This is a genomic window from Pseudomonas arsenicoxydans, from assembly GCF_900103875.1.
Lineage (GTDB): Bacteria > Pseudomonadota > Gammaproteobacteria > Pseudomonadales > Pseudomonadaceae > Aquipseudomonas > Aquipseudomonas arsenicoxydans.
Genome location: NZ_LT629705.1, coordinates 174,982 through 190,890, shown reverse-complemented (window position 1 = coordinate 190,890; position 15,909 = coordinate 174,982). Strand labels below are relative to the sequence as shown.

The 15,909-nt window shown below is 55.0% G+C and carries 11 protein-coding genes; 5 read left to right on the top strand and 6 right to left on the bottom strand.

Features of this window, described 5'->3' with window-relative positions; genetic code table 11:
• The first annotated feature begins 298 nt into the window (after positions 1-298).
• The 3 genes from BLQ41_RS00880 (at position 299) to BLQ41_RS00870 (ending at position 6,667) form a co-directional block, all read left to right on the top strand.
• Positions 299-2,218: a type I restriction-modification system subunit M gene (locus BLQ41_RS00880; protein WP_090175727.1), complete on the top strand. Its 1,920-nt coding sequence runs from the start codon at positions 299-301 to the stop codon at positions 2,216-2,218.
• Positions 2,215-3,384, top strand: a complete 1,170-nt coding sequence (locus tag BLQ41_RS00875) for a restriction endonuclease subunit S (RefSeq protein ID WP_090175725.1) — start codon at positions 2,215-2,217, stop codon at positions 3,382-3,384. Before BLQ41_RS00880 ends, BLQ41_RS00875 begins: the two co-directional genes overlap by 4 nt.
• Positions 3,385-3,484: 100 nt before the next feature.
• A complete protein-coding gene (locus tag BLQ41_RS00870) occupies positions 3,485-6,667 on the top strand; it encodes a type I restriction endonuclease subunit R (protein ID WP_090175722.1) in 3,183 nt (1,060 codons plus the stop codon).
• A gap of 83 nt (positions 6,668-6,750) precedes the next feature.
• Here the strand turns inward: BLQ41_RS00870 and BLQ41_RS30610 are convergent, their stop codons facing one another.
• The 6 genes from BLQ41_RS30610 to BLQ41_RS00845 form a co-directional block, all read right to left on the bottom strand.
• The gene (locus tag BLQ41_RS30610; RefSeq protein WP_167360465.1) at positions 6,751-6,927 is read right to left on the bottom strand and encodes a hypothetical protein; all 177 of its coding nucleotides are present in this window, start codon (positions 6,925-6,927) and stop codon (positions 6,751-6,753) included.
• Positions 6,928-7,028: 101 nt separating this feature from the next.
• On the bottom strand, positions 7,029-7,535 hold the full coding sequence (locus BLQ41_RS00865; protein WP_090175720.1) for a JAB domain-containing protein: 507 nt from the start codon (positions 7,533-7,535) through the stop codon (positions 7,029-7,031).
• A 50-nt stretch (positions 7,536-7,585) separates the two neighbouring features.
• Positions 7,586-8,506: a recombination directionality factor gene (locus tag BLQ41_RS00860; RefSeq protein WP_090175717.1), complete on the bottom strand. Its 921-nt coding sequence runs from the start codon at positions 8,504-8,506 to the stop codon at positions 7,586-7,588.
• 78 nt (positions 8,507-8,584) lie between these two features.
• A complete protein-coding gene (locus tag BLQ41_RS00855) occupies positions 8,585-9,589 on the bottom strand; it encodes a YqaJ viral recombinase family nuclease (RefSeq protein WP_090175715.1) in 1,005 nt (334 codons plus the stop codon).
• An 81-nt stretch (positions 9,590-9,670) separates the two neighbouring features.
• A complete protein-coding gene (locus BLQ41_RS00850) occupies positions 9,671-10,639 on the bottom strand; it encodes a DUF932 domain-containing protein (protein WP_090175712.1) in 969 nt (322 codons plus the stop codon).
• Positions 10,640-10,716: 77 nt separating this feature from the next.
• Positions 10,717-11,046, bottom strand: a complete 330-nt coding sequence (locus BLQ41_RS00845) for a hypothetical protein (protein WP_090175709.1) — start codon at positions 11,044-11,046, stop codon at positions 10,717-10,719.
• 198 nt (positions 11,047-11,244) lie between these two features.
• Here BLQ41_RS00845 and BLQ41_RS00840 point away from each other — a divergent pair, with 198 nt between their 5' ends.
• The gene (locus BLQ41_RS00840) at positions 11,245-12,162 is read left to right on the top strand and encodes a hypothetical protein (RefSeq protein ID WP_090175706.1); all 918 of its coding nucleotides are present in this window, start codon (positions 11,245-11,247) and stop codon (positions 12,160-12,162) included.
• A complete protein-coding gene (locus BLQ41_RS00835) occupies positions 12,162-15,725 on the top strand; it encodes a DEAD/DEAH box helicase (protein ID WP_090175703.1) in 3,564 nt (1,187 codons plus the stop codon). The genes BLQ41_RS00840 and BLQ41_RS00835 overlap by 1 nt, the downstream gene beginning before the upstream one ends.
• The last annotated feature ends 184 nt before the right edge of the window (positions 15,726-15,909 follow it).

Sequence of the window (15,909 nt, the reverse complement as noted above, 5' to 3'; positions counted from 1 at the left end):
ATCCTTCGTAAGGATATCCAAGCTCCGAAAGAGTTCATCAAGGCCATGAGCTACCTAGCCTGGGACAGCCAGCATCTGCGCATGAGGCCTACTGGGGCGAGAACCTTTCACGCTGGCTGATTTCACAGAGCAACTGTTTGAAAAGTCTGCAGGTCAGAACCATCTTGCTGGCTCTGATTTGCCCAAGCGGTTAAGGTTCGGCTATTCGTAATCAACGCATCGCAGAGAAGCCATTGGCAGTCATTCGTTTATTTGCTGAGCCTTCTCTGCGATACACCCTAGACAAGGATTCCCTCGAGTGGACCAGCAAAACCTAGCCGAATTCATCTGGAGCGTGGCCGACGTGCTGCGCGGCGATTTCAAGCAGTCGGAGTTCGGTCGCATCATCTTGCCGTTCACCGTCCTGCGTCGTTTGGAGTGTGTGCTAGAACCGACCCGCGACAAGGTACGCAGCCAATATCAGTCCATGCAGGCCAGTGGTGTGGACATGGACCTGATTCTGCCGGCCACCGCTAGTGCCACCTTTTATAACGTCTCGCAGTTCGCTCTAGGCAGTGTTGGCTCCACCAGCACCCGCGCCAACCTAGAGGACTACATCGCTAAGTTTTCCGCCAACGCCCGTCAAGTGTTCGAGCGCTTTGCCTTCGATGGCTGGCTGGAAAAACTGGAGAAAGCAAACCTGCTGTACCTGGTGACGCAGAAGTTCGCTAGCATCGACCTGCACCCGAATGTCATTAGCAACCATGAAATGGGGCTGGTGTTTGAGCACCTGATCCGCAAGTTCGCTGAGTCGGCAAACGACACCGCAGGTGAGTTTTTTACTCCACGTGACGTGGTTCGCCTTGCCACCACGCTGATTTTTGCGCCGGATCATCAAGCCCTGAATGGCGATGGCGTTGTGCGTACTGTGTATGACTGCGCCGCCGGCACCGGCGGCTTCCTGTCGTCAGCCATCGAGCAGGTGGCAGAATGGAACCCCAATGCCCGCTTGGTTCCCTACGCTCAGGAATTGAATCCGGAAACCTACGCCATCTCGGTGGCGGACAAGTTGATTCAGGGTTATGACACCAAAAATATCAAGCTTGGCAACACCCTATCCAACGACTTGCTGCTCCATGAGCAGTTCGACTACTGCCTGGCCAACCCTCCGTTCGGGGTGAAGTGGGAGAAGGTGCAGAAGCAGGTACAGGACGAGCAAACCAGCCTCGGTTTCGCCGGGCGCTTCGGTGCTGGCTTGCCACGGGTGGGCGATGGTTCGCTGCTGTTCTTGATGCACCTGCTGTCCAAGCGAAAGCCGGTGGAGCTGGGTGGCAGTCGCATCGGAATCGTGTTGTCCGGTTCACCACTTTTCAACGGTGGCGCGGGCTCGGGCGAGTCGGAAATCCGCCGCTGGATTTTGGAGAACGATTGGCTGGAGGCGATCATTGCTCTGCCCAACGACTTGTTCTACAACACCGGCATCGGCACCTACATCTGGGTGCTGTCCAACCACAAGGACGCCTTGCGCAAAGGTCAAGTGCAACTGATCGACGCCACAGCCATGCACGCGCCCATGCGTAAAAGCCTGGGTAGCAAACGTAAGTTTCTCTCTGAACAGCAGATTGCCGAAATCGCCAAGCTGCACGAAACCGGTGAAAACTCGCCGAATAGCAAGGTGTTTGCCACTACCGACTTCGGCTACCGTCGTATTACCGTTGAGCGTCCGTTGCGCCTGCGTTTCTCGGTTACATCGGACAAGCTCGCGACTTATCAAAATACTAGGGGGGCTGATCAAGCCGAAGCTTTCGCCACGGTCGAAGGTAGCTTCGACAACCTGCCAGCCTTTCTTAAGGCAGCGGGAATCAAGAAACTCGGCAAGGCCGCACTGAAAGCCGCGCTGAGTTGCTTCGGCGAGCGTGATGGCGGCGCCCAGCCGGTTCTGGACGACAAAGGCAACGTCCAGGCCGACAGCGACCTGCGTGAGAACGAGAACGTGCCGCTGAACCAGTCCATCGACGATTACTTCGCTCGCGAAGTGCTGCCCCATGTGCCGGATGCCTGGATCGATACCAGCAAGACCGACGCGAAGGATGGGCTGGTCGGCATCGTCGGTTACGAGATCAACTTCAACCGTTACTTTTACGTTTACCAGCCGCCGCGTGCGTTGGCTGAGATTGATGCTGAGCTCAAGGCCGTTGAAGCCGAGATTGCAGCGCTATTGGGTGAGGTGACGGCGTGAGTAATTACAATCCGTACCCGGCTTACAAGGATTCCGGGGTGGAGTGGTTAGGGCGGGTACCGGAGCATTGGACTATTGGTCCGTACAAGGCAACCATTCAGATTGAAAATGGCTCGGATTACAAAGAAGTCGAGGCAGATGACGGCTATCCAGTGATCGGCTCGGGCGGCCCTTTCGCGTTTTCTTCGAGCCGAATGTACGAAGGGGAGTCGGTTCTTCTTGGCCGAAAGGGGACAATTGATAAACCGCTATATGTTAATGGCGCTTTCTGGGCTGTAGACACCATGTACTGGTCGATAATAAAACCGGGAGCACATGGGCGGTTTTCGTACTACATCGCAACAACTATTCCCTTTGACATGTACTCAACAAACACCGCTTTGCCGAGCATGACTAAAAGTGTGCTGGGCTCTCACATTGTTGCTTTCCCACGATTTGAGGAGCAGCAAGCCATTGCCACTCATCTCGACCGCGAAACCGCCCGGATCGACGCGTTGGTGGAAAAGAAAGTCCGCTTTATCGAACTGCTGCGTGAAAAAATACTGTCGTCTGTTGGCAAGGCTTTTGAGTGTGAAGAGAGCCGGTGGATTAGGTTGCAGCATATCTGCGATGTGATGTCTCGCCCGACAGAGCAAGAGGAAGAGAAAAGCTATGTTCGCCTTGGTCTTTATAACCGTGGACGCGGCATATTTAAGAAAGAAGAAGCCGATGCTGAAGATATGGGGGACTCAGATTTTTTCTGGGTTGAGTGCGGGGATCTAATTCTAAGCGGGCAATTTGCATGGGAAGGTTCAGTTGCACTGGCTGGTGCTGAACATGATGCTTGTGTAGTTTCTCATCGCTACCCAATTATTCGAGGGCGTAGTGGCGAAGTCTTGACAGAGTATCTCTTGGCATTTTTTCTGAGTCATTATGGGGATTTTTTGCTGAATGATTGCTCAAGAGGGTCGGCTGGACGAAATCGACCTCTGAATTTAGGCAGTTTGTTGAAGTGGAAGATTCCTGTGCCTCCAATGGAGCAGCAAGAAAAAGTGGCATCGCTTGTGCGCTACAGGCGTGAGCTTTTGCGGAAAGTTGAGATCAGCATAACCCTTCTCAAAGAACGCCGCTCCGCTCTGATCACCGCAGCCGTCACCGGCCAGATCGACCTGCGGGAGACGGTATGAGCCAAGGTCGTAGCATCCGCCTTTATCTGGATTTTCCAAAACACGACGCATCGCGTCGCGAATTGAGCTGGACGCATTTTTTGATCAAGAGGGACTTTAGATGAGCCACATCCACCACGAATGCGAACTCGAACGCCACATCGTCGAACAACTGACTGCCAGCGGCTGGTTGGTCGGCAAGTCCGCCGATTATGACGCGGGGCGAGCGCTGTTCGCGGAGGATGTACTCGGCTGGTTAGAAGACAGCCAGCCCGATGCGATGGCCAAGCTGCGTGCCATGAATGGAGCTGGTACACGCGATGTGGTTCTGGATCGGTTGGTCAAGCAACTGGAAAACAAAGTCGAGGGCGGCACAGTCAACGTGCTGCGTTATGGCTTTGCTGTTGCCGGTGGAGGCACGCTGGCGATGAGCCAAGGCCTGCCCGAGGACGATCGCAACAAGACGGTGATCCAGCGCTATGAAGCCAACCGCCTGCGCGTGTTGCCGCAGCTGCGTTACTCGCTGGACAAGGCTGATGAGATTGACCTGGCCTTCTTTATTAACGGTATTCCCGTGGCCACAGTGGAGCTGAAGACTGACTTCACTCAATCGGTCGAGGCTGCCATGCAGCAGTACCGCATGGATCGCAAGCCCGAGCGCAAGAGCGGTGGTCTTGAGCCGCTACTGACCTTCAGGCGTGGTGCAGTAGTGCATTTCGCCATGAGCGATAGCGACATCCGCATGACCACTAAACTGGCGGGTGATTCTACTTTCTTCCTGCCGTTCAACAGGAGCAACGATGGCGCTGCAGGCAACCCGCCCGGCGACAACAACAGCTATCCAGTGAGCTATTTCTGGGAGCGGGTGCTACAGAAAGACAACTGGCTGCACATCTTCCATCGCTTTGTGCTGCAGGATCGTAAGGAGGCCCAGGATGTAAACGGCAAGACATACTTCAAGGAAGGTCTGATTTTCCCGCGTTTCCATCAGTGGGAAAGCGTAACCAAAATGATCGACGCCGTTCGCATCGAGGGTGCTGGGCAGCCTTATCTGATCCAGCACAGCGCCGGCTCTGGCAAGACCAACACCATTGCCTGGACAGCGCATTCACTGATTCGCGTACGCCGGCCAGATGGCGAACCCTACTTTCACAGCGTCATCGTGGTCACCGATCGCCAGGTGCTGGATCAGCAGCTGCAGGAGGCCATTCAACAAATCGAGCACCAGGCAGGAGTGGTGTGCGCCATCGATCGTCAGCAATCCAGTTTGCCGAAGAGCCAGCAGTTGGCCAAAGCGATGCTCGATGGCGTGCCGATCATCGTCTGCACACTGCAGACCTTTCCCTACGCACAGAAAGTGATCCTTGGCGAGACCAGCCTGCGCAACCGTCGATTTGCCATCATTATTGACGAAGCGCACAGCTCCATGGGTGGTAGCACCGCCGATGACCTGCGCTATGTGTTGACCGGCCAAAGTGAGGAAGAGTGGGACAAGCTGAGCAAGGAGCAGCGTCTGTCGGTCTGGCAGTCTTCACGCAGCAGACCAGGGAATGCCAGCTACTTTGCCTTCACCGCCACGCCCAAGCATTCAACCCTGAGTCTTTTTGGCCGCCCACGTAATAGGGCGCTGCCGGTGAGCCAGGAAAATCCACCGGCACCGTTTCACCTCTACACCATGCAGCAGGCCATCGAGGAGGGTTTTATCCTAGATGTGTTGAAGAACTACACCAGTTACAACGTGGCGTTCAAAATCGGTAGCGAGTTCGTTGATGACAAGCGTGTAGATGAGAAGAACGCCAAGCGTTCGCTGGCCAGGTGGCTGTCACTCAACCCGGTGAACGTGGGTCAGAAGGTCGAGTTGATCGTCGAGCACTTTCGCAAAAACGTGGCACACCTGCTGGGTGGCCAGGCCAAGGCTATGCTGGTGACCAGTTCCCGTGCGGCAGCGGTGAAGTACCACCTAGCGCTGCAGGACTATTGCCAGCGCAAGGGCTACGACAATGTGCTGGCGATGGTGGCTTTCTCCGGCGAGGTGCCAAATACAGATGTTCAGGAAGGTAGCCTGCCCAGTGATCACCATTTCAGCGAAACCAGCTTGAACCCTGGTCTGCATGGTCGCGACATGCGCAAAGTGTTCGATACCCCGGACTACCGGGTGATGATCGTTGCCAACAAATACCAGACTGGGTTCGACCAGCCCAAGCTGCTGGCGATGTACCTGGACAAAAAAATCTCTGGCGTGGAAGCGGTGCAGACCCTATCGCGGTTGAATCGCACCTTCCCAGGCAAAGACAAAACCTACGTCATTGACTTCGCTAACGAGGCAGAAGAGATACTGGCGGCCTTCAAGACCTTCTACCGCGATGCTCAAGTGGCCGATATTCAGGACCCAAATATCGTCTATGACATCAAGCAGCGCTTGGATGGCATGTTCATCTATGAGGCTGCAGAGGTGGATGCTTTTGGCGAGGCCATCGTGGACCGTAACGTCACTCATCAGAAGCTTTACTCGCTGACTCAATCCGCCACTGACCGTTTCAACGGCAAGTTGAAAACGCTCAACGATGCTATCGATCAGTGGGAAAAGGCCTGGGAGGCCGCCCATGACAACGGTGATGAAAAGGGGATGGAGTACGCCGACGTGCAACGGGCGGAGTACTGCATGGCTCGTGATGAGTTGATGATATTCAGCGAGAGCCTGACTAAGTTCGTCCGCACTTATGAGTACATTGCTCAGTTGGTGGAATTTGGTGACCCCGCACTGGAGTCGTTCGCCAGCTACGCGCGGCTGCTGCGTAAACGTTTGAAGGGTATCAGTGCCGAACAGGTGGACCTGGGTGATCTCAAACTCAGTCACTACAAAATCAAGAACGGTGAAGGTCTGACCGGACTTTCAGCCGTGGGCGAAACCCCCGAGCTGTATGGCATCACCGATAACGGCCTGCGCGACGCGCGTGACCGCGAGAAAAAATACCTCGCCGACCTGATCGAAAAGCTCAACAACGCCTTCGGCAAGGACATCACCGACACGGATCAGGTGGCTTTCGCTGTGCATGTCTCCGAAAAGCTTCGTGACGATGTAGTGGTCATGGCTCAGGTGCAGAACAACACCATGGATCAGGCCATGAGGGCCGACCTGCCGACGAAAGCCATCCAAGCGATTGCCGGTGCCATGAGCAGCCATGCCAGCATGGCAACCAAGCTACTGAGCGACGAGGCGACGCGGGATGTGTTCCTGACGGTGGTGTATGAGTTGCTGAAGAAGGATGCAGGGGCAGACCTGCTGAGTTCGACCAGGGCTTAAGCTTTCAACAGTCCGGACCAAAAAAAGAAAATAGCATTCAGGCAGACAGGAGGCACTTCAGCTTCCTGTTTGCCTTATGTTGTTTATCCGATTGTTGGGACGCGTTTGAGCACCCAGTGAAAGAGCAGGCAGGCAAGGCCTACTGCGATCAAAATCGGCGGAAATCGCAGCATCAGGATCACCGCCAGCACTACTGCGGAAGCGCTTACCAGTACGCCGATGAAGATGAGAAGTACGATCAGGAGGCTTATCGATACCATGGGAGTCTCCTGGAGTTGAGGTGATGTTGGTCCGGCCCCGGACGTATCGGTTGCCATCTGCAGGAGCGGCTTGCCTAGCAAATGCTAAGGGCAAAGCGCCCCTACAGAATCCCCCGTTCTGCCAGCGATACGCCGCCTTCATAACCTACGACGACATGATCCAATAATTGGGTGCCAATCATGCTGAGGGCATTTTTGAGGGTCGCGGTCAGTGCGCGATTGGTTTGACTGAGCTCCGGGTCACCGGAGGGATTGTTATGTACCTTATGAACAAGGATCGCCGCGGCAGCGTTGTGTTCCAGGGCGATTTTGACCACTTCCCTTGCGTGCACGCTGGCTCCGTCAAGGGTGCCTCTGAATAGCTCTCGGAAACCGATCACCTGGTGCTTGGTATCGAGCAGCAATAACGCAAAGACTTCATGCTCGTGGTACTGCAGCAGTGTTTGTAGGTGGCTGAAGACGTGCTTAGGCTCAGTCAATGCCCGACCTTTCGACAAGCGACTCATTGCGAGTTGTTGAGCCATCTGCAGGATGTCAGCTTCGGTGATTGGTGATTCCAAGATATAAGTGCCGGTCGTTTCACCGGCGATGAGCTTGTGATATTTCATGCTGGTATTCCTGTACGAATGGGAGAGTTCTGAGGAGGTCGAGGAGGGCGTTACTGGGCCGAAGGCCTGCCGTTATATCGGGTCGCCTGGTACTCCAGCTTTTGGGCCAGTGAAGGCTTTGCAGACGCAGTCGGTTGAGGTGGGGCATCTTCGTTGCGGGGGAAGTCTTCAATGGCAGGGAAAAGTTCCTCGACGATGGCTCCGGTGTCCTCTTCACTGTCTTCAAAGGCGCCGTTGTTAAAGCCTTGTCGTGCCGCGCGATCCAAGGCGGTCTGGTCAAAGCCAGAGACTTGTCGGGTTTCATCAAGCTGCTTGGCTTCCAGCAAAACGTCTTCCATGCTCAAGCCACTGCGTACCGTGATGTCCACGTAGAAAATCGGCGTGCCATGGCTCTGCCGGGTGGACTTACCGCGCAGGCGTAGCTCCAGTGGCAGGCAGGCCAGGCGGTTGCCGGAGATGGCTTGGAAATACTGCAGGCGTGCCGCCAGAGTGCGAATGCTGTTAAAACCGGTGGTACGAAAGACAAAGCTACCCAGCGGATCGTCATCGCCAATCACCACATTCAGCCGGCCGTAAGGCTTGCAGGCATTGCCTTGGGCCAGTGAGCAGCCATCTGGTGAAGGGCAGGGCAACGACTGGATGCCGTCCTTGGTCAAACGCTTGCAGGTCTCACCATTGCCGACGCACACCGGCCGGCCGGTGTTACGGTCGAACAGGTTGTAGTCAGCCCGAAAGTTGAGCTCCGGCTCGTTGAACAATAAACGGATCGGAATGCTGCGCAGTTTTCCATCCTGGCCATTACGCAGTTCCTCATTGAGTGGGTGCAGCAGCCAGCCGTCGCGGCTTTGTACCTGTGAGGTGATGGTGAATTGATCGTCTTTCTCCGGCAGACGTTTGCCATTTTTCTCGACGACCTTGCCGATGGAAATACGCCCGAGTACTGGAGGGGTGATCGCTAAACCTTTGAGCATGATGGATCTCCTGCATCTGGAAATAAAAAAGCCACCGGGACCTGCTCGGTCCGGGTGGCTTGAGTGAGGAGGAATGATTCAGCCGATCAAGAAGCGGCGGCTGCCTTCCTTAAGCTTGGGGTAGCGGGCTTGCAGGTAGGGTTTGTCCTTGAGCATCTGCTCGACATCCAGCCCGGTGCTGTCCTTGGACTTCTTCCAACTGATATAGCCCTCGGCAAACTCCGCACGAGTGGCAGCGCCCATGGCCTGTTGCAGGACTTGCTTGAGCTGCGCCTCACGTGTTTCCTGTTGAGCAATACTCTGGCGAACAGCCTTGAACTCCAGGTAAGTGCTGGTCAGCTCCATGTGCTGGCTGAAATCCAGGGTCTGACCGTTGTCCTCGGGGTAGAGGCAGCGCAACGCCGCTTCGGCTGAAGCCGACCCATCGGCCGGTGGTGGGGTGTCACTGACCACGTAATCCCAGAACAGCCGCTCCAGGTCGATCAGCCGAGCAATCATCGATTCGTCCCGCTCGATGCGATGGATCTCAAGATGTTGGCCACCCAGCAGTACCGCGACATCCGCTGCTTGTTTGCCAGTCACGACCAATTGGTGCATGACCTGCAACTGAACATACTCCGGCACGCCCTCTTTCCAGAGGCGGGCCCCGTTTATGCCGGCGGTTTTGCATTCAAGGATTTGTACATCGTCGGTACCGATGACCTCACGGTCGATGTTGGCCAGCATCCACGGTAGTTTAGGATCCGGATGCTGCAGCACTGCATTGATACGTCGTACTCGGTTACCGCTACGCTTGCTGTAATGCCAGGCGACGATGGGCTCCAGCACATTGCCCCAGTAGGCTGGACTCTCTTCATCCTGCGGATCGAGCTTGGGCAGTGATTCGTCACGGCCAGTTTTCTCCAGCCACAGCTCCAACTGGGATTTGTAAGGGTTAAGACCTACAGCAGCGGCGGCATCCGAGCTGCCGATGCCTTGTTTACGCACAGCCAGCCAGTCTTCTCGGGGAAGTTGTTTGGTCCCCACCAGGCGCAAGGCGGGGCGGGGTTTACTGCAGGATTGTTGCAGCGATTGCGTTTCCATGATGTTTTCCTATCCGGCATAAAAAACGCCCGGCCAGCAGAAACTGGCCAGGCGCTGTAATCGTTGAGTTGGTGAGTGGGGCTAAGCGGCGAGTTGCAGCGCTGCATTCAGTGCGCGCTCTTTGAGGCTTGCACCGGCTCCGAACCACGCAGAGTCCATTCGGTATTCGGTACTCCTGGCGCGCCGCTCATGATCGACATACTCCGTCACGGCGTTGAGTAAGCCCCACGCAGTTCCTTGAGCAGATTCAAGAGTCGCTCCACGACCTTGGCCTTCGTACAGTCCTTGGACTTTGCGTAGTGCTCGCTCATTCGGAAGCACTTCCGGCAGCTTGCTATTGGGGGCCACATCACACAGCACATTCATGAAAAAGCCCATCGCCTCATGCCACTGCACCTTGCGCTCCGCCAGTGCGCGCATGCGATACATAAATTCATCCCAGTGCGAAACGGCGATGCCGAGTTGTTTCTTCATGGCCTGCGGATCAAAGCGCGTGTTGTGCGGCACCTTGATTGCGCGGGTAGCGCCGTTCAGGGAGATGGTCAGGGTGTTGTTGCAAACTACACGCACGGTGGTCGGGGTCGCGGTGGTGGCCAGCGTGCCGTCACAGGAGGTGGCTAACAGAAGATAGCCATTCACCTGATCGCTCCCCTTCAGCACGGTTGTCTGCCCCGTCCTGGCCAGAGCCCAGAACTTGCGGCCACCTTTGAGTATCCCAGCTGTTTCCAGCTCGTAGCCGGAGACCTCAGTCAGATCCCGGTAGAACTCCAGCACCTCACGAGGCTGCACAACCTGGTAGCGGTTGGAAACCACGGACAAGGGGACCTTGGTGTCGGAGCGATAGAGAACCTTCTGTTCCGGAAAGGAATGAATCGTGCCTAGGTTGCCGACAGTGTCGGCCTTGAAGTGAACAGGACTTTCCTGAATCTGCCAGTTCATGCCAGCTTCGCGCTGCCAGACTTCCAGCGGTTGCTTTTGCGTCAGGCGGTTACCCAGACCATGCCAAGGGGTAGCGCCAACGTATGCCATTTGTTCGACGAGATGAGCCATGGGAGTTATTCCTTTGGGTGCGTGCCGGCATAAATGCTGCGCTCGCGCAGCACTGGCCGAAGAATGTTGTAAGAGGATTAGGCTGGTAGGTTGAAGCGATGATTGCAGGCGAGACAGAGGTTGTTGGCGAACACATGGCGATCAAGTTTTTCGCCGAGCTGAGCACCGAGGGTGCAGCCGCCTGCACCTCCAGCGAGCCCGCCGAGGATGGCACCAGAGACTGTGCCGAAGGTGATGCCAAGCGGGCCGGCAATAGCGCCGACAGCAGCGCCCACCTGGCCTGCTGCCAGTGCGGCGCTTGCGCCACGAGCGGCTCCGCCGACGGTCCCAACAGCTGCGCCAATCTTCATAGCCGTTTGTAAAGATGCGACCTTGGGGGAGTTACACAGAGGACATTGCAATGACATGATTCTTAGTTCCATGGGGTAGATGTCATGGCAGTGATGTAGGACTGAAATTTTTTTAGTCATTCACTACATCGGAATATTGATACGTAATACGTCCCCCCCCCACCGACTACGGGCTGCCGAGTCTTATTCAGCTATCAATATTTGTGAGAATCATTCGATAATCTCACTCTCAAATTGCATCCGGAATTCAGGGACTTGATACGTAAGAAGCGATTTCAGCTGACCCCGTTAAACAATTGGCTCGTAAGCGTTCCGTTGCCTGTTGGCGATCCTCAATACAGCCTCAGACTTTGGCGAGAAGATCGCAGCGCCTTGGCGGCGCCATTCAAAGATGAGGTCTTAGCCTACTTTGACGAAGCCTTTGAAGATGCGAGGAAGTGTCTCAGGGAAGGGTTTGAGGACGATCTCTGCTCATTTGCCGATCCAGCCGTGGATCCTGCTGCCAACTTTCCTGGTCTCCTTCACCGTGTCACTCAGCAGGGATATCTTGGTGAGGCTTTGGGAGCCCTTGCCGTTGAGCATTGGGGAGCTGGCGGCCACAACGACTGGCAGGTTCCCGCAATGCTCTTCCGGTTTCACTCAGCTGAGCTCCAGCATCTTGCATCTATCAATGATCGCATCGCGAGAGGCGTACCGTTCAATCAGGATGCTACCCCAGAGATGCGGCCAGGCCGTACAGGCGACGATGCCCTCGCGTTCCGCATGGATGATGAAGGTGTGATAAGCGACGTGCTTGTTATCGAGGCAAAGTGCCTAGGAGCCAACAACAACGGGACAATTGCCGAGGCTCATGAAAAGCTTTCGACGCCGCTGCTTAAAAACAGTGGATTTCGTGAGCTCATCAATATTTTAGACAAGTACGATACAGGCGAAGCTCAAAAGTGGCGGGCCGCACTCCTTGAACTCTGGCGCAGCGGGCACATGACCGTGTCTCGATACGATTGCGTTTCGTACGGCGTAGGTGCGCAACCCAAAAGGCCGAAGACACGAGAGTCATGGATGGATCCGCTTAAAAGCCATTCCAGCTATACGCTTAAGTATCCGCTGGTTGGGTTGGAATACCAGTTTCTCGATCTCGCTGGCGTGGTTGACAGCATCTTTAGGGGCAAGTGATGACCGACGAGGTAATTCTTAGCATTGTCCAACGTGTCCGGTCGGAAAAGGCAGGTGCGGCACTTTTGGGGATACATGCCAAGCTCTACAGTCAACAGTTGCGGCTTGATATGTCTCGACCGGGCTTGACGAGCTTCTCGCAGGCTGACGTGTACTCACTTCTTGATCAAGCGATGCTGCTAGTTGAGTGTGGCCTCATTGAGCGTGAAGAGGCTCCTAACTCAAGCTGGCGTGCTTCACTGCAGCGAGCGGCTCAGATTGTCGAGTGGCTTTCACAAGAGGGCATTAGACCGCCAGGATCACCCCTTCACTTGATCGCCGCGGCAATATATCAAGTGGCCGATCTACCAGCGATGGCACTTGGGCATCTGCGCAGAATGCCCCCCGGCGAGCAAGGTTCCGAAATTCTGCGAGATTTCCTCCGTGGTGACTTCCCAGGTGCTCTGAATTCGGTTGGTCGTTATTGGCAAAACGAGCATGTAGCTAATCCGCCATCGCCTGATAGTTTGAATGAGGATGCCGATCTTGAGCTAAGCAGGCTTTCCGAGCAGCATTTCGTGAAATGCATTGGCACAGTCTGCGCGTACCTGCGAACAGGTGATTCCCTATCCATTGAGCGCGCTCTAGTGAAGTTAGAGCGCCTCGCTCACGTATTTCTGCATAGTCGTGACCCTTACTCTTTTTTATTGGCGCGCCTAGTCGCGGCCACTGCTCGGAAATTCGTGCAGAACTGCCTCTGGCCTCACGTCAGAAATCTATGCACTGGAACTTCAGAGAGAGCCGGTGAAGCGCTAGTACAGTTCGCTCGTGCAGCCTTTATGAACAGGCGCGCCTTGGTGTGGCCCGCTCAGGCGAAGGGTATTAAACGACTTAATGAGCAAGGGTCTTTCGTTCTCTGTACGCCTACAGGCTCGGGCAAGACTACGATTGCCACGCTTGGCATTGTCCAAAGCCTTTTTACAGAACGGGACGATCTGCCCTCGGTCACGGGTATCGGTCCAGGCAATCTGATGCTGTATATAGTCCCATCTCGCGCTTTAGCAGCCGAAGTCGAGCAACGGTTATCGGAAGATCTCAAAGGCGTAGATGCGAAACCGGTGGTTGTCACTGGTTTGTACGGTGGTGTGGACTGGGGGCCGACTGATGCGTGGACACAGTCCGATGACCCGGCTGTAGTAATTTGTACCTTCGAGAAGGCTGACGCCCTAATTCGCTACCTAGGCATTCTCTTCTTGGATCGTGTTCGGCTAGTTGTGATCGACGAGGCGCACATGGTAGAACTCGACCCGACAAGAGCCGCTGAGCTCGCTGGCGGCAATTCTCGAGCCCTTCGCCTAGAACAGTTGGGAATGCGTTTACTCCGGGCACAAGACACTCACGGCTTCAGGATTATTGCGCTATCGGCGGTTGCGGCGCATGCCGGTCCTGCGATAGCGAAGTGGCTTGGTGGTGGCCCGGACGCTCTTCCTGTCAAGTCTAGCCATCGAAGCACAAGGCAGATGGTTGGCAAGCTCGAAGTCTCGACGCGAGCTGCATTCTCCATACACTACGATCTAATCGACGGACAAAGCCTGCTTTTTGATGATGGGGCCAATGAGGAGACTCCGTACGTTCCAGCACCATTCAGCCCCGTTCCCGGGAGTAAGCTAGCAGGCGGTCCTGATTTACGTATGAGGGGGCCGACACTTTGGGCAGCGCTCAACCTAGCTAGAGAGCGTCCCGACGGACTACGCCCTGCGGTGCTTATTTCCATCACTCAGCAAATTAGTGGGTTCGCCAAGACCTGCGCTGATCTCATGGACGAGTGGAGAGACGTGGAACTGCCCGTGTACTGCGCAATTGATGAGGCGGATGAGGCTTGGACTAGGTGCCTTGCCAGCGCGGCTGACTACTTTACCGAGCAGTCGGTCGAGTATCGGCTACTTCAATACGGAATCGCGGTCCATCACGGACAGCTTCCACCGCTGTTGGCGCGTAGGCTCAAGACGGTAATTGACCGAGGTCTCGTCCGGGTCATCATCGCCACGTCGACGCTGTCCGAAGGCGTCAATATTCCAGTGAACACTGTTTTGATCCCGAGCCTTTATCGAGGTACTCAACGCATGTCACTTCAGGAGTTCATGAACCTGATTGGACGTGCCGGTCGACCAGGCGTCTCCACCGAGGGGGCTGCATTAATGATACTTCCGGACGCAGAGTCGTGGAGCCGCCAGAAACGTGCCTATGACGAGCTGATTGGCGAAATGCTCGACTCGAGCAAGGCCGTCACTGGCGCCAATGCTGAAGAGGTGAGTGCCAACAGTCCGCTTCAAAACCTTTTAGATGTCCTGCACGATATATGGTCCCGGCTTGACGGAGACGGAACCTTCGATGGGTGGCTTGCCCGTACGGCGCTGATCGAAAATGAAGATGAGGACACCCCTGAGGAGCTTCTTGAACTTCTCGATCCTCTAGATGCCATCTTGATCTCTGCACTAGAAGAAGCCGCACAGTTGAAAGCGGCGGAGCTAGAACCTGCGGAGATTGAAGGCGAGCTAGCCCGTATTTGGGGGTACTCGTACGCAGCAGCGGCTTCAGCCAATGAGTATATTCTCAAGCAGCGCTGGCTGACACGAGGGCTCGCCATCGGCAATCTTTATCCAGACGCTGTGCAACGTCGAAGGATATATAAGACCAGTCTCCCCCCGCGTTCGGCGACAGTGCTGCTGAAGATTTCGGATAGGCTCCGGGAGTTTCTGCAGTCAGGCGCCGATTACGCTCAACGCAGCCAAAAGGACCAGTTCGACTTTATCGCGGAAGTTCTTGAGTCGTTATCTGCAGTGCCGGCATTCGAGATTGAACCTCAATTGAAAAAGGGGGTAGGTTGGCGAGTTGTCCTTCAATGGTGGCTCACACCTGGAACGCTTCTACGCAAGCAACTACCACCTCCGGACAGCATCACGAAGTGGTTCAAATTTACAAACAACAACTTCATCTATCGCAGTAACTGGGGGTTGGGAGGGTTAATCAGCGTCCTGATGGAGGATACAGTTGACGGAAAACCCGTACGCGCACTCGAGATCGATGACTGGCCAAACAGTGGCCTCCCATGGATCGCTTTTTGGTTAAAAGAGTTGTTGAGTTGGGGCACTCTGGACCCGGTCGCAGCCTTTTTATTGGCGCGGGGGAACGCCTTGAACCGCCAAGAAGCGGAAACTGACGCTAAGCTTTACTATAAAGAGGCGTCATTAATTGCGGATGGTAACGACCTTCTAGACCCACGGAAGATTCGGGATTGGTTGAAACGTCGTAGCGGTACAAAGGAAACTGCTCCTACAAGGGTTGACGTCAAAATTCCCGTTGAGCTTGAATGTTTAGCTAACAAGTTCGTAGTTAAGCACGTAGCAGTCTCACCGTTACTTTCCGACGGCGCAGTCATCTGGATCGATCCGGCTGGATATGTAGTCGCTAGATCTCCCAAATTAGAAGGTTGGTTTGACGGTTCTGAGCATTACTACTTCGAGCTTCAAGTGGAGTCCGCCACTATCTTGGGATCGGCCTACCAGCGCCACCGTCTTTCATAAGTTAGCTTCAAATTAACCCACCTCCGTTTTTTAGGAGGTGGGAGCAGTTTTTACTGCTAGTTCATGTTGCTTTTGGCTTTTTGAGTGTTTTTTTTGAGTTTGGCAATGGCCACTATTGACCGATTATCTCCGGTCATGAAAAGCCGGCTCCTACCGATTCTCTTGAAATGTCGATTTCAAAATT